This is a genomic window from Klebsiella sp. GB_Kp047 (genome assembly GCF_040065235.1).
Taxonomy (GTDB): Bacteria; Pseudomonadota; Gammaproteobacteria; order Enterobacterales; family Enterobacteriaceae; genus Klebsiella; species Klebsiella quasipneumoniae.
Genome location: NZ_JBEAJG010000041.1, coordinates 269,458 through 283,799, shown reverse-complemented (window position 1 = coordinate 283,799; position 14,342 = coordinate 269,458). Strand labels below are relative to the sequence as shown.

Below are 14,342 nucleotides of genomic sequence, written 5' to 3'. Positions count from 1 at the left end.
CACCTCGTTATTCAGTTACACCCAGACTGGCGTTGACCGCCGTTCGAATTTTGTTAACCCCCAGGCCGTAGATCACCTGAACATGATTGCCTTTAATCAGCACGCTGCTCCCGCCGCTCTCTTTTAACAGCGTCTGCTGGATGAGGGCGGGGTCGCGCACATCGACCCGCAGGCGGGTAAAACAGTTTTCCACCGCACAAACATTTTCTTTGCCGCCCAACCCCGCAATCACCATCGCGCCTTTGTCAGACTCGCCATTTGCCGGATCCGTCTGTGGGGAACGCACCGCATCGGCAGCGGCTTCGCGCCCCGGGGTAAGCATTCGCAGGCGGGTAATACAGAAGGTGCCGACCAGGTACATGGTGGCGGTCTCCAGCAGCCCGAGGGCGACAAACACCGGCCAGCGCGTCACGCTAGCGCCGGCGGGCAGGTTATAGACGACAAAATCGATAAGACCGTTGGTGGCGCAGACCCGCACGTGAAGCAGCCAGGCCAGCATCTGGAAAAAACCGTCCAGCAGGGAGTAGATAAGCCACAGCAGCGGGGCGGTGAAGATGAAGAGAAACTCAAAAGGTTCGGTAATCCCCACCAGCACGGAGGTGACAATTAAGGGGATCAGCGTGACTTTGAGCCGCTGTTTATTCTCCGGTTTCGCCGTGCGATAGAAAGCGAGCGCCATACCGGCGGTGCCGAAAATCTTCACCATCCCATAGGTCAAAAACCGGGCGGAATCACTGAGCGCGTCAACAGGATGACGGGCGATTTCGGCGAGAAAAATAGGCTTGGCGCCAATGACGGTCTGGCCATCAATCAGCAACTGACCGCCGATAGAGGTAAAGACGAACGGCGACCAGATCAAATGATGCAGCCCGGTGGGGATCAGGAACCGGTTGAGAAAGCCGTACAGGAAGACCCCGATGGCGCCAAAGGATTTCATAAAGCCGGTCAGCGCCGAGATACCCAGCTCCACCACCGGCCAGAGATAGACGGTGGCGATAGCAAACAGGCCCACCAGCGGCAGCATCACGATCAGCACCAGCTTGCTGTTGCCGTAGATCGACAGCGCGCCGCGAAACTCAATGCCAACCACGCGATTGTGAACAAAGGCGACGGCGCAGCCAAGGATAATACCGAGGAACACGCCCATATCGATGACCTGAAAACCGAAGATATAGGTTTGTCCGCTGCCATATAGTTGCGCGTTGGTGGCTCCGGTCGCCAGACGATGGGTCAGGGTCAGCCAGCTGTTGTTCGCCGCCAGATAGACCAGCCAGGTCATGGCCGCCACGAAAGCGGCTTCGGCTTTGCGGGTTTTCGCCAGACCGCTGGCCAGTCCGAGGCAGAACAGAAACCCGAGATTGTTCATCAGCGCCCAGAGCATGCTGGAGACGAATTTCCCCAACAGATAGATCCCGCTGCTTTCATCCACCCACAGCCGGTTGGTGGTCATGCTGAACAGGGCGATCAACAGGCCGATAGCCGGCAGATACAGCACCGGCCCGATCATCGCCTTGGAAAAGTCCTGAAGCTTTTTCACGCCAATCATGGTTGTCCTCTCGTCTTCATCGCCCGCTGTCATCACCTGATCAATAGGCTTATCAGACTAGGAGCAGACCACCGGGATCCCGAGCAGGAAAAAGGCCATCTGTGACGAAAGTCATATATATTGTTGCAGGAGAGATATATAAATATAGCCATTTTTATAGATGAGTTAACGCTGCTTATGGCGCGTGAAAATTAATTTTTATGAATAAATACAATGCATTAAATGCAGCTGCATTTGACGTCACTCCTCTCGGTGAGACATCTAAAAGTGATTTATAAAAAGATTGCCACAGAACTGAAGGCCCGCATCAACAGCGACGACTATGCCGTCGGCGATATGCTGCCCAGCGAAAAAGCGCTGGCTGCGGAGCTGCAGGTCTCGGTGATGACGCTGCGCAAAGCGCTGGCGCTACTCGAGGAGGAAAAGCTGATCGCCCGGCGGCACGGCAGCGGAACCTGCATTGTGCGTAAAAGTAACTATCATGACGGAGAGCTGGAGGGGTTTAACTACCAGATGCAGGTGGTGGGGGTCACCAACTACCGCAATAAGGTTATTGAGTTCACCTTGCTTGACGCCCCGCCGGCCATTGCCCAGCAGTTAAAGATCCAGCCGGGAGAAAAAGTCTACTACGTCAGGCGGCTGCGGCTGATTGATGAGGTCCCGATCCTGGTGGAGAACAGCTACATTCCCTACGCCGCTTTTCCGTGGCTCAGCGTGGGTAACCTTGAGCAGTCTAAGTTCAACTATTTCAAAAAAGAGTGCCATATCACCATTATTGAGAGCCACCGCAGCTATACCCCGGTGCTGGCGACCCGCGAGCAGGCGGAGCTGCTGCAGGTGGCGCCTAACAGCCTCCTGCTACGGGTGCAGTCTGTCAGCTACGCCCAGAACCGGGCGATCGTTGATTTCTCAGAGATCTACCAGAACACCAGTAAATACAATGTGAAGCACATTACCCGCCGCTAGGATGATTCCGCCAGCAACCCCCGGAGGACAAGCTCCAGCCCCAGCGCCAGCAGGAACAACAGAAAGCCCTGACGAAAGCGCTGCGGGCTGAGACGCGAGCGGATCCGCTGTCCCAGCCACATGCCGAGCAGCGCGGGCGCCAGCGCCAGCGCCGACAGCAGCAGCGAATCTGCGCGCCAGCCAGCGTGCAGAGAGAGGCCGGCCGCCATCGCCAGAGTGGACAGGGTGAACGACAATCCCAGGGCCTGGACCAGCTCGTCGCGACGAAAGCCCAGCGCCTGCAGCCAGGGCACCGCCGGAATAACAAATACCCCGGTCGCCCCGGTGATCACTCCGGTCAGTCCGCCCATCAGCGGCGACAGGCGCTTTTCCATGCGTGCAGGAACCTGCACCGCCGGACCACGGAGTGCGTATCCGGCATAAGCTATCAGCACGGCGCCCAGCGCTAGCGCCGACCACCGCGGGTTAAGATGGATGAGCAGTGACGATCCCGCCAGCGTGCCGATAATCATCCCGGTCATCATTAACCAGAGGCGACGCGCAATCTGCGCCAGCGCGGGGCCGGCCAGCAGCTGCCAGAGATTGGTCAACAGCGAGGGGAGCACCAGCAAGGCCGCCGCGGCCGGTGGCGGCATCAGCAGGCCAAGCAGGCCCATCGCCACGGTGGGCAGCCCCATACCGGTCACCCCTTTGACCAGCCCGGCGGCGATAAAAATCAGCAGTAAACAGAGAGTGTGGAGATCAAACATCATGGCTCACCTATCGGCTCAGAGAAGGGCATTGAAACAGCTGGTCGCGGGGGGGACAATGCGGTATGTTGCCCAAAGTCTACGGTAAAACCGAAGGGAAGGAGGGCGTCATGCGACTGGATCTCGCCGATCTGCGGCTGTTTATCGCCATCGTGGATACCGGCAGCATTACCGGCGGGGCGGCGGCGGCCCATCTGGCGCTGGCCTCCGCCAGCGAAAGGCTGCGCAAAATGGAGGCGGAGGTCGGTGTGCCGCTGCTGCACCGTCATGCCCGGGGAGTGACAACGACCGAGGCCGGGGAGGTGCTGGCGCGCCATGCTCGTCCGTTGTTAGAGCAGCAGCGGCGTGTGCGCCAGGCGATGCACGCCTTCGCCCGCGGTCAGCAGGGAACGCTGCGCCTGTTTGCCAATACCTCGGCGATGTCGGCTTTTCTGCCGGGCAAACTCGCCGCGTGGATGGCAGCGCATCCCGGGATACAGATCGACACCGAAGAGCGCACCAGCGCGGATATTGTCAGCAGCATTCTGGCGGGCTTAGCGCAGGCCGGGGTGGTGTCCGATGCGGTCGATCCCGGGCCGTTGCGTCTGGAGCCCGTCGCGGAGGATCCCCTGGTGCTGATCGTGCCGCCGGCCCATGCCTTGCGTGAAACCGCCGAAGTGGCTTTCGCGACGATTATCCATGAGCCGCTGGTCGCGCTCTATCAGACCAGCGCGCTGCAGCAGCATATTGAAGAGCAGGCCGCCGGACTCGGCCAGGCGCTGAACGTCCGCATCAGGATGAGCCATTTTGAAGGGCTTTGCGAGATGGTGGCTCACGGTGCCGGCGGGGCGATCCTGCCGCGCGTTATTGCCGAACGCTATCAGCCGCGCTACCGGTTCACCGTTATCACATTACAGGATCGCTGGGCGCTGCGTCGGCTGTGCCTGTGCTATCAGGATGACGACCGCCTGTCGCCAGCAATGCGCCGCTTGCTGGAGTGGCTCCGCCAGCCCTGAGCCGCTATAAACATGGCCATGACGTAGTGACAGTGTCACTTTTTATGGCGGTTATTGCTACTGACTTCCGTGCCAGAGATGCGATAGTAGACGTCCGCCATTTATTAATACGCGAATCAGGACAGACAAGATGAGTACATTACCAAAGGTCGCGGTGCTGGGACTCGGCGCCATGGGACACGCTTTTGCCAGCAATCTACTGAAGAAGGGCTTTACCGTCGCGGGCTGGAACCGTTCGCCAGCGCGCGGCGAGGATTTACAGGCGCAGGGATTATCTCTGCACGCCACGCCGCAGCAGGCGGTGGCGATGCTGAGGTGATCATCAGTATGCTCGCCGACGGTCAGGCTACCCTGGAGGTACTGGCGCAAATTGCGCCTGCCTGTCAGCCGCAGGCGATCTATTGCCAGATGGGCACCATTGGCCTGCCGGAGACCCAGCAGGCTATCGCCTTGCTGCGGGAGCTTCAGCCGGCGATGACCTTCGTCGATGCTCCGGTTTCAGGGACCAAAGCCCCGGCGGAGAAGGCGCAGATCCTGGTGCTCGCCAGCGGGGAGCGTGAAAAATGTGGCGCGGCGGAGCAGATATTTGCCGCTATCTCACGTGGGACGCAGTGGTTTGGTGAGGCGGGCAACAGCCAGAAAATGAAGCTGGTCCTCAATGCCTGGCTGATTTCGATGATGCAGGGCATCGCGGAAAGCGCTCAGCTGGCGAAGACGCTGGGCTTTACTCCCGACCAGCTGTGGAGCGCCCTGGAAGGCGGCCCGCTGGCCGCACCGTATGTCAAAGTCAAACTGGACGCCATCGCCAATGAGCAATTCGTGCCGCAGATGCAGCTGGCGCATGCGCTGAAAGATGCCCGGCTGGCGCTTTCCCTGGCCGAGCCGCACACCATGCCGGGGCTGGATAACATCGCCGAACTGTGGCAGCAGGCGGCGGACGCAGGATATGCCGGGCAGGATTTGTCCTCGATATATCAGTGGCTGTCGGCGTCGGCGAAAGCGTAGTACCGCATCCTCAGGAAAAAGTGGCCGTGGTGGCCACTTATCCAGAGAAGAGTTATTTCCCGGAGAGAGCCGGGCGAGTGTCGATCCCTTCGTCAATGCGCTTGATCATATAGGGAAAAAACGGATTGGAAGACTGGCGCATCAGCGAGTCCAGACCCACTACCAGCACAGAACGCTCGCCGCGAGCTGCAAACGTGCCGAGGCTGATCCCGTATTGATTCAGCGGATGGGGATAGCGTCCGTACAGCGAATCGCTCAAGGGGAAGGGAAGCGCGACATGAGAAAGCGAATACACGTCCGGTAAATAATGCAGTCCCTGTAGCTTCTCCACCGTAGTGTCTGTTTTCCCGGCAGGTGTTGTTCGGATCTCCATCTCTGTACTGGCGGAATTGGCGTTAGTGATGATCGTGGTTTGATAAGCTCGCGGCGCTGCGGGCAGCAACCGCGCCAGCGCGGTGTAAGACGTCCGGCGTAATAATGAATTAAACCTGACCGCATGATTTAAATCGAACAGGACAATTTCACTGCCATTATCCGGCAAGCGGTTATACAGCGCCGTCACGATCGCCCGCGTACTGACCGTTGAATCCATGACGGACTGAAAGGTCAATACCGGCGGTAAGCTGTTAAGTTTCTGATTTCTCGCGTCAGCCACTATCTGCTTTTGCAGCGCTTTGGTCAGCAGGAAGGACTGCCGGGCGGCGTTCGTCGGGAAGGAGTTATATTTAAACGGATTAAATTCGGGCATGATGTTTAACCATGCGGCTTTCGAGAAGGCGGGAAGAAACGCGGGCCAGCCCGCGAGGCCGGAAAAACGCGCGAAGCTAGTAATACCGATCATCGGAGAAATCAGGATCACCCGCTGGGGTTTTGCCAGTTCGGCATTATCCAGCGCGTCCAGCGAATACTTCATTGCCAGCGCGCCGCCGTTGGAAAATCCGACGATATGCAGGGGCGCATCTTTACCCGTCAGTCGTTTCGCTTCTCTCACCGCCAGGCGCGTGGCGGCCAGCCAGTCCTGCCAGTCCACATCGGTCAACCCGGCTGGAACCGTCCCATGGCCCGGTAATCTGATACCGATGGCGACATAACCCTGTTGCCGGTAATTTTCAGCGATATGCCGCAGGCTGTAGGGCGTGTCCGTCAGACCATGCAGCAACACCACGGCGCCTTGCGGTTTGCCATCCGGCATCATGATATATGACCGATTCCAGTTGGTGGGAAACGAGTCCGGATAGATAGGGCTGTGACTGTAGTAACGATTCAGTTCGGTTTGCTGCGAAGCGTCCAGCTTATCGGTAACCTGGCGTTTTACCTCACTGAAGAGCGCATTCTCTTTTTTGATGTAATCGTTCCAGTCAGCATTGTCGATTTCATCCGCGTCCATCTCATGCGGAACCCAGGTATGCCAGAGCTGCAGATCGGGCCCGCGCTGAATGTCATAAAGGCGTAGTCCCAGAGCGCCAACGATCAACAGCAGCAGGGACAACACGATACGTTTTAACCAGGTTAGCCATTTCAATGCGTAGCTTCCTTTCTTAATGACATGTTTTCTGAGTATAAATAAACATGGTCAGGGAGATTTACTTTTTATTAGGTTTCCTGTTACCCAGGCGTTGCAGCAGCAGGTGAGCAAGTTCTTTGACTTGCAGCGAATAACCTGGCAACCCCCTGAGACGAGGATACGACGGCACGCCACTCATTTTTCACAAGTCTCGCCTGAGGACATCATTCTCAGGTGTAACAACAGGCTTAACGATGCAGGTAAAACGGTCAGTGTAACCAGCGTGGCAATCAGTAGCCCCCCAATAATCGCATAGGCCATCGGTCCCCAGAATACCTGATGGGAGATGGGGATCATCCCCAGAATGGCGGCACAGGCAGTCAGGCAGATGGGGCGCGCACGATGCTCTGCGGCCGCAATAATGGCGGCATCGCTTGCCATCCCCTGAGCAAGATTGCTGTCAACCTCGCTAATTAGTATGACGGCGTTACGAATGATCATGCCAGCGAGCGCAATCACGCCAAGCAGAGCGACAAATCCCATCGGTGTTCCGCCAGGTAACATAGCCAGTACGATACCCGGTAAACCAAACGGGGCCATCAGTATAGCCAACGCCATACGGGAATAGTTGCGCAACTGGAGCATCAACAGCAAGAGCATGATGACCAGTGTCACCGGCAGAACCGCATAGACCGAACTATTACCTTTTTCAGATTCAGCAACCGCGCCTCCTTCTTCAATGCTGTAGCCTTCAGGCAGTTCCGCGCGCAACCTGTCTACCGCTGGTCGCAACGCTGCGGATACTGCTTCGGCGCGAAGTCCCGGTGCGAGGTCAGTTTGCACGGTGATGAAAGGCAAACGCTGTCGACGCCAGATCACCGGATCATCCACGCCCCAGACTGGTGTGGCAAAGGCGCTGAGGGGGATTTGTTTACCGTCATTCCCCTGAATAGTCAGCGAAGAGAAGGTGGCGAGGTTAAGACGCTCATTGTCCCTGGCCCGGAGCACTACATCGACAAGGCGGTCATTTTCGCGAACCGACGTGACTATACTGCCGGACCAGACGGTATTGAGCATCCGGGCCAGACTTTCTGACGACACACCCGCAGCCCGGGCGGCGGTCTGATTGACCTTGAGGGTCATGACTCTTTCCGGCTCGCCTGCCGTCTGATTAACCTCGCGGGAAGAGGGAGACCGACCAATGACATCACTCAGGCGATTCGCGATCGACCTGACCTTCAGATAGTCAGGCCCACTCACCCGGTATTTGACTGGCCACCCGACCGGGGGCCCAAGTTCCAGGGGCGATACGCGCGTGATGATGTCGCTAAAGCGCGTAGCCAGTATCCTGTTTAACTGTCGATGAAGACGATCCCGCGCTTTAAGATCTTTAGCCACCACCACCATCTGGGCGATATTTTCATTTGCCAGAAGCACATCCATAGGCAGGTAAAAACGGATCGCTCCCGACCCAACGTATGTCGAAAAGCGCTCAACGTTGCGGTTGCCTGCCAGGGCCTTCTCCAGCTTTTCAACCCTATTTTGCGTTTCCGACTGCGAGGCATTTGCCGGTAGCGTCAGGCTTACCAGCAATTCTGGCCTGTCGGAGGCGGGGAAAAACTCCCCCTGCATAAAGGTTGTTCCGTATACGGACAGACCAAGCACAATGAGGGCAATACACACGGTGGCGAAGCGGTGACGCAACGCCTTGCGCAGTAGCCACTGGTATCCGCGGGCCATCCATCCAGGACCTTTCGCCTTCTGTCTGATGTTGTCAGATAACAGCCACGTGCCGGTTAACGGTGAAAACAGGATCGCGACAACCCATGAGCACAGCAGGGCGATGAGCACCACGGCAAACAGGGAAAAGCAATATTCACCGGCGCTGGACGCAGCAAATCCCACGGGAATAAACCCGGCAATCATCACAAGGGTGCCCGTCAGCATCGGAAATGCGGTCGTTTTAAAAGCCCGGGTAGCCGCCTGCCGGCGGGAATCCCCGGCTTCCAGACCAGAGACCATGGTTTCCACGGTGATCATGGCGTCATCGACCAGCAGGCCCAGCGCGATAATCAATGCGCCGAGAGAAATACGCTGCAGACCTATTCCTGCCAGCATCATTCCCGTAAAGGTCATGGCCAGAACCAGGGGGATGGCCGCAGCCACGACCAGTCCAGCTCGTAAACCCAGTGAGACAAACGAAACGGCCAGGACGATCGCCACGGCTTCGATAAGCACCCGGATAAACCCGCTTACGGCGTCGCTGACCACCGCTGATTGATCGGCAACCTTGACCATCTCAATACCGTGCGGCAGCGTGACGCTGATGGCATGCATTTTTGCATTCAGCGCGGCGCCGAAACGCAGCATATTACCCGTCGGCGCCATCGAGATAGCCAGCCCGATGGCGGGTTTGCCGTTGACCCGATAAACCGGTTGGGGAGGCTCGCCGTTTTCCCGGCTAACGGTGGCAATATCCGTCAGAGGAAGGTAACGATCGTTAATATGCAGCGTGACGGCACGTAAGCTCGCTTCAGATGTCAGCTCCCCGCTGACCTTTATCGCCATATTTTCCTGTCCGGTGCGGATTATACCTGCCGGGACAACCGCATTTTGTGCTCTGAGGGCATCCGCTACCTGCTGGATGTTCAGCCCCATACCTGCCAGACGCGCTGGAGAAAAAGAGAGGACTATCTGTTCCTGCTGCTCACCCAGCAGAGTGGTTTTTCCGATCTCCGGTAACGACATGAGTTCCCGGCGAATGGTCTCAACTTGGTCCCGGACCTCCCGTAGGGTATAGCCCTCAGGTATAAAGCCATAAATCGTACCGAACGTGTCATCAAACTCGTCGTCGACGGCGGGGCCCTGAACGCCTTCTGGCAACGACGGGGCAATGTCCTGCATTTTCTTGCGTACCTGATACCAGATATCCGGCACCTTTTCCGGCGGGGTATCGTCACGAAGATTGACATAAATAACGGTTCTCCCGGCACGGGATTCACTTTCGAGATAATCAAGCCAGGGGGTTTCCTGCAGCTTTTTTTCCAGCGTATCGGTCAGCAGTCGGGTGGTATCCGTTACGGATGCCCCGGGCCATTGCGCGGAAACGACAGCCGTTTTAATCGTAAACGCCGGATCTTCATTACGTGGCAGCTTCTCATAACAGAACGCGCCCATAGCAATGATCAGTAGCATGAAAAAACTGACCATCTGTTGATTATTTAGCGCCCAGGCGGAGAGGTTAACTTTCTCATTCAATACTGGTTTCATGATTCGCACTCCCCGGCAATCACCGGCTCGCCGGAGCGTAATTTACTCACGCCGGCGGTAATTACCCGGTCGCCTGGTTCAAGGCCGCCGGAGATAATGACCGAGGTGGCGGTATAGTATGCTGGCACCACCACGCGAAGCTGTGCCTGCGACTGCGGATTAATTACATAAACTGCCGGTTTGTCGCCGACGCGACTCAGCGCTGAAGCGGGAAGGGCGTATCCATGCGGGCCGGTTGCGGGTAACGTGACGGTGACGCTGGCGCCCAACGCCATTGCCAGCGGCGGGTTTTGCAGAGTAGCCCTGACGCGCCATGTGCGGGTCTGAGGATCGGCCTGCGGGCTGATATCTCTTAGCGCGGCGGACGCTTGCACCGACGGGTCGCTGAGGAGGGACACTCGCAAGCCAGCCTGTTCCTGTGGCGGGATCGCATCGGGTTTAGCGATATCAAACACCACATCGCGGGCTTCACCGGTCGCCAGCGTCAACACCGACTGACCACCACTGACCACCTGACCTGCAGAGGCGCTTACTTCGGTGATCACGCCGCTTTGCGGCGCCATCAAACGCGTCCAGCCAAGGCTTTCCCGGGCATTACGCAATGCGGACTCGCTGTTTTTTAAACGCGCGCGGGCGACAAGCCAGTCTGCGCGGGCGGTATCGAGCTGCGTGCGGGCAATCGCGCCTGTTGGCATGAGCTTTTGCATTCGGTTGAGGTTAAGTGCAGCAACCTGAGCAGCGGCTTTGGCTCCTTCATAATCAGCCTGTGCGCCATCGAGCTGATTCTGACTGGTTGTATTTTCAAGCGTGGCCAGCAGTTGCCCTGCATTGACCCGATCGCCAATATCGACGCTACGCGTCACTATCCGGCCGCCGGTACGAAAGCTGAGAATCGTTTCATCGTGCGCATGGATCTCTCCGGTTCTTTCCAGCGCGGGAAGGGTTTGCGCTGAGCCAACAACAACGTAGCGCACCGTTCGCACAGGATCAGTCGTATTACCATGGTTGTCCCCGCATCCGGGCAGCAGAAAAATCACTACCGAAAGAAGGGTCAGAGGGAGAAAGTGCAGCCAGGAAAGGGTGCGCGCCACGTCGTACAAATGGTGCAGACTGTGGCGGAGGGAGAGTAAAAATTCATCTGACATAACGCCGCTCCATATAGGTTACGGCGTTATTAAATGCGCGCTTAGTCGAGAAAGATTCGACGTTTCGTCAAGGTATTATCAAGAGCGGCTATTTTCCATCTCAGACGACGTCCAGGGTAACAAAATGCTGACTGCGAGTCCGCCGGTTTCAGGTAACGACGCGCTGATACTGCCACCATGGGCCTGACAAATCGCGCGAGCAATCGACAAACCGAGACCGCTGCCGCCGGAGTGGCGGGCACGCGACTGCTCCTCCCGGCTAAAACGGTTGAACATTTCCGGCAGGAACCGGGAGGATACCCCCGGGCCGTCATCGCGAAATTCGAGGCAATATTGCCCGCTGGCGTAGTGCAGCGTGACATCAAGAAAGCCGCCATCACGCCCGTAACGGAGGGCATTTTCCATAAGGATAGTAAACACCTGGCCCATACGGAACGTATCGCCTTTGAAAGGACACGCCTGAGAATGATGAAGCCTGATGGTAAAACGATGTGCATCAGCCTGGGGCATGATCCATGTCACCCGTTCCTTAAGCAGCTCATCCAGACGAAAGGGTTCGTTTTCCAGAACCAGATTCCCGGCATCAGACAGTGAGAGCAGATGAAGTTCATCGGTCAGGCGATTCAGGTGCTGAAGCTGTTTCATTACCATTGCCAGTTGTTCCGGGCTGGCATCAAACACGCCATCCAGCATGCCCTGCAAACGTCCGATAGCGGCAGTCAGGGGGGAGCGAAGCTCATGCGCCATGGCCACATGAGAGGTACGTAACTCTTTTTCATAGCGGGCCAGTTTCCCCGTCATGGTATTAAAGTCACTGGCAAAGCTGACCATTTCAGCCGGCGCATTCCTGATGAGCTCTGCCTGACGGCCAAATTGCCCTTCGGCGACGTCCTTTGCCGCATCACGCAACCGGCTGAACTGCAGCGCCAGTGGCCTGGCATATCTCAACCCCATCACCACAATAAAAGGGATCATGACCAGGACCAGTAACGCCACGGTGACCCAGTCTGCCGAGGCGATGGAGGGTGTTGAATAACTCAACCCCCACCAGGTATCGACGATTTGATGGAAGCGCGCCGGGTCCGCCTGCGGGTTCTGGCTGAGCGCAAGAAACTCTTGTCGGACCGATGCCGGCATTCTGCCCAGGTTCCAGTAATTCTGCACCGCATAACGTAGCCACATACAGGTCGCTATGACAATTACGCTTCCGATGGCCAGCGCTAATATACGTGCGCAAATCCAGCGCCACAGGGAGGAATAGCGGGTTTTTGTCATGGTTGTCTGAACCGGTAGCCTACGCCGCGAACGTTAACCAGCACGCCGGAAATACCCGCCGCCTCGAGTTTTTTACGCAGGTTATAAATATGGGTATCCACCACGCGCTCCAGGGCTTCACTTTCCGGCAAACAGTGCTCCAGTAAATGCTGGCGGGAAAAAGGTCGTGAAGGAGAGCGCATAAGCGTGGTCAGTAGTGAAAATTCGGTTGGGGTGAGGTCTAACGTCCGCGGTGTGTTGTTCCCGTCGACAATACTCGCCACGATGGCCGTGACATCCACTTCAAGTGATTGCCAGCGAAGGATCTCTTCCTTTGTTTCTTTTTTATTGCTACGGCGCAGTACCGCCTGTACCCGAGCAACAACTTCTCCCGGATGGTAAGGCTTAACAACATAATCATCGGCGCCATAGCGCAAGGCGCCAATACGTTCGGGAGTATCGCCCATGGCGGTGACCATGATCACCGGAACATCATTTTTGCGACGCAGGCCAGCCAGGACTTCGGTGCCGTTAAGCCCCGGAAGCATCACATCCAGCAGGATCAGATCGGGTTTCCACCGGTGCGCCATATCCAGCCCGGACAGCCCATCTCCGGTAATGACGACATCGTAATTTTCACGGCGTAAATAGGCTTCGAGCACGCCAGCCGCATCGGCGTCATCTTCAATAATCAGCACTCTTCTGGACAACATCCATTCACCTTGACCGTTTCTTAACACTATCCCGACGATTCATTGATTTTGCCAAAGCATACTGCGCCAACATTTTGTGGCAGCTCCTGCTTCAGGAGAAGCCGGCATCTGTTAGGAGAACAGTATGATAGCGATAAAAAAAGCCCTGTATATGACCGTACCGCTTTTGACGGTCATCACATCCTGCGTACAGGCAAATGATAACGCCTCTTCCGGCTCTTTCACTATCGGGCTGGGAGGGCGCTACGCTCCGCGATATTCAGGTTCAGACAAGCAGGTATGGCAGGTGGTTCCTGTATTGCAGGGTCGTAACGGCGCTTTCTTTATTGATTCGCAGAAAGGGGTAGGGTATGACCTGCAAAACACCAGCGGCTGGTACTTCGAACATACGCTGGGGTACGATCTGGGAAGAAAGGATAAAAACGCCAGCTGGCGGGCAGGGGCAAATAATTTGAAAGGGATGGGAGATATTGATGTTTCCCTGAATACAGCTCTTGCCGTCGGCTGGCAGGCTTTTTCCTGGCTCAGTGTTGAAGGTAAAGCGACGCTGCCTTTAACGGACAGCCAGGGGGTAAGCTACCAGGCATCCTTCACGTTGATTCCCGTACAAACTGGCCAGGACACGTTCGCCTTTCAAACGGCGGCCCTGTTTGGCGACAAGCGTTACCTGAATACCTGGTATGGCGTGAATTTGCAGCAGAGCCAGCGCTCAGCTTATAGCCGCTATTCAGCACCGGGGGGATTTTATGGCATAGACAACAGTCTGGTCTGGAGCCACCAGTTTGATGCCCATTGGGGCACGGTTTTGAGTGCTGACTATACCTGGCTTGGGGAGCATGCTAATGAAAGCCCGATCGTGTTACGACGTAACGAGGCGGCACTGACAGCAGCTGTCACATGGACATTTTAGGTCGGAAAGTATGGCGTGCGTTTTGCCGGGAAAGGTCAAAATTGAGTGAGTCGGCATTGTCTGGCAGATAGGCAACCAGAAGCGAGACCTGATGTTAACCGCGCCGGAAAGCCGGGTGCGGTCAGCGTGTCGCCGTCGGGCGTTCGCCTAATGAACCCAACGACGATCGAGAGCGCCATATGCGTGCCGGAGGAGTTTATGAAAAACGCCATCGCTGGTCCGCGGGAAGTTGTTGGACACGTGGTGCACGGTCGGCATCAGAGTACCGTGAGTGAAAACAGCGCG

At 56.8% G+C, this 14,342-nt stretch carries 12 protein-coding genes; 5 read left to right on the top strand and 7 right to left on the bottom strand.

The window, feature by feature from the left end:
• Window positions 1-7 precede the first annotated feature (7 nt).
• Window positions 8-1,546, bottom strand: coding sequence for a PTS transporter subunit EIIC (locus tag ABLV76_RS21890; protein WP_004205900.1), 1,539 nt, complete (start codon window positions 1,544-1,546; stop codon window positions 8-10).
• 267 nt (window positions 1,547-1,813) lie between these two features.
• On the opposite strand from ABLV76_RS21890, the gene ABLV76_RS21885 reads away from it, so the two are divergent.
• On the top strand, window positions 1,814-2,512 hold the full coding sequence (locus tag ABLV76_RS21885) for a GntR family transcriptional regulator (RefSeq protein ID WP_348878474.1): 699 nt from the start codon (window positions 1,814-1,816) through the stop codon (window positions 2,510-2,512).
• On the opposite strand, the gene ABLV76_RS21880 is transcribed toward ABLV76_RS21885, so the two are convergent.
• Window positions 2,509-3,261 carry a sulfite exporter TauE/SafE family protein gene (locus ABLV76_RS21880; protein ID WP_348878533.1) on the bottom strand — a complete coding sequence of 251 codons (753 nt, stop codon included), beginning with the start codon at window positions 3,259-3,261 and terminating at the stop codon, window positions 2,509-2,511. The two genes, ABLV76_RS21885 and ABLV76_RS21880, sit on opposite strands and share 4 nt — an antisense overlap.
• A gap of 110 nt (window positions 3,262-3,371) precedes the next feature.
• Here ABLV76_RS21880 and ABLV76_RS21875 point away from each other — a divergent pair, with 110 nt between their 5' ends.
• The 3 genes from ABLV76_RS21875 to ABLV76_RS21865 all read left to right on the top strand — a co-directional run bounded on the left by ABLV76_RS21875 (window position 3,372) and on the right by ABLV76_RS21865 (window position 5,261).
• Window positions 3,372-4,256, top strand: a complete 885-nt coding sequence (locus ABLV76_RS21875; protein ID WP_348878473.1) for a LysR family transcriptional regulator — start codon at window positions 3,372-3,374, stop codon at window positions 4,254-4,256.
• 130 nt (window positions 4,257-4,386) lie between these two features.
• On the top strand, window positions 4,387-4,575 hold the full coding sequence (locus tag ABLV76_RS21870) for an NAD(P)-binding domain-containing protein (RefSeq protein ID WP_348878472.1): 189 nt from the start codon (window positions 4,387-4,389) through the stop codon (window positions 4,573-4,575).
• Entirely contained in the window at window positions 4,527-5,261 is a 735-nt protein-coding gene (locus tag ABLV76_RS21865; protein ID WP_348878532.1) for an NAD(P)-binding domain-containing protein, read from the top strand. The genes ABLV76_RS21870 and ABLV76_RS21865 overlap by 49 nt, the downstream gene beginning before the upstream one ends.
• A 52-nt stretch (window positions 5,262-5,313) precedes the next feature.
• Here the strand turns inward: ABLV76_RS21865 and ABLV76_RS21860 are convergent, their stop codons facing one another.
• From ABLV76_RS21860 to ABLV76_RS21840, 5 genes are all read right to left on the bottom strand, one after another.
• Complete coding sequence (locus ABLV76_RS21860; RefSeq protein WP_065904736.1) at window positions 5,314-6,783, bottom strand: alpha/beta hydrolase; 1,470 nt, start codon at window positions 6,781-6,783, stop codon at window positions 5,314-5,316.
• 177 nt (window positions 6,784-6,960) lie between these two features.
• The gene (locus ABLV76_RS21855) at window positions 6,961-10,035 is read right to left on the bottom strand and encodes an efflux RND transporter permease subunit (protein WP_130944729.1); all 3,075 of its coding nucleotides are present in this window, start codon (window positions 10,033-10,035) and stop codon (window positions 6,961-6,963) included.
• Window positions 10,032-11,180: an efflux RND transporter periplasmic adaptor subunit gene (locus ABLV76_RS21850; protein WP_065904734.1), complete on the bottom strand. Its 1,149-nt coding sequence runs from the start codon at window positions 11,178-11,180 to the stop codon at window positions 10,032-10,034. Before ABLV76_RS21850 ends, ABLV76_RS21855 begins: the two co-directional genes overlap by 4 nt.
• Before the next feature lie 78 nt (window positions 11,181-11,258).
• Window positions 11,259-12,455 (bottom strand): HAMP domain-containing sensor histidine kinase, encoded by a 1,197-nt coding sequence (locus ABLV76_RS21845; protein WP_004205880.1) that lies wholly within the window; start codon window positions 12,453-12,455, stop codon window positions 11,259-11,261.
• A complete protein-coding gene (locus ABLV76_RS21840) occupies window positions 12,452-13,147 on the bottom strand; it encodes a response regulator (RefSeq protein ID WP_348878471.1) in 696 nt (231 codons plus the stop codon). Before ABLV76_RS21840 ends, ABLV76_RS21845 begins: the two co-directional genes overlap by 4 nt.
• A gap of 124 nt (window positions 13,148-13,271) precedes the next feature.
• Here ABLV76_RS21840 and ABLV76_RS21835 point away from each other — a divergent pair, with 124 nt between their 5' ends.
• On the top strand, window positions 13,272-14,057 hold the full coding sequence (locus ABLV76_RS21835; RefSeq protein ID WP_032456049.1) for a MipA/OmpV family protein: 786 nt from the start codon (window positions 13,272-13,274) through the stop codon (window positions 14,055-14,057).
• Window positions 14,058-14,342: the final 285 nt, after the last annotated feature.

Excerpts from the sequence above, each read along its gene's own strand:
- ABLV76_RS21890 (WP_004205900.1), bottom strand. The coding sequence starts at position 1,546 with ATGATTGGCGTGAAAAAGCTTCAGGACTTTTCCAAGGCGATGATCGGG.
- ABLV76_RS21880 (WP_348878533.1), bottom strand. The coding sequence starts at position 3,261 with ATGTTTGATCTCCACACTCTCTGTTTACTGCTGATTTTTATCGCCGCC.
- ABLV76_RS21875 (WP_348878473.1), top strand. The coding sequence starts at position 3,372 with ATGCGACTGGATCTCGCCGATCTGCGGCTGTTTATCGCCATCGTGGAT.
- ABLV76_RS21870 (WP_348878472.1), top strand. The coding sequence starts at position 4,387 with ATGAGTACATTACCAAAGGTCGCGGTGCTGGGACTCGGCGCCATGGGA.
- ABLV76_RS21855 (WP_130944729.1), bottom strand. The coding sequence starts at position 10,035 with ATGAAACCAGTATTGAATGAGAAAGTTAACCTCTCCGCCTGGGCGCTA.
- ABLV76_RS21850 (WP_065904734.1), bottom strand. The coding sequence starts at position 11,180 with ATGTCAGATGAATTTTTACTCTCCCTCCGCCACAGTCTGCACCATTTG.
- ABLV76_RS21845 (WP_004205880.1), bottom strand. The coding sequence starts at position 12,455 with ATGACAAAAACCCGCTATTCCTCCCTGTGGCGCTGGATTTGCGCACGT.
- ABLV76_RS21840 (WP_348878471.1), bottom strand. The coding sequence starts at position 13,147 with ATGTTGTCCAGAAGAGTGCTGATTATTGAAGATGACGCCGATGCGGCT.
- ABLV76_RS21835 (WP_032456049.1), top strand. The coding sequence starts at position 13,272 with ATGATAGCGATAAAAAAAGCCCTGTATATGACCGTACCGCTTTTGACG.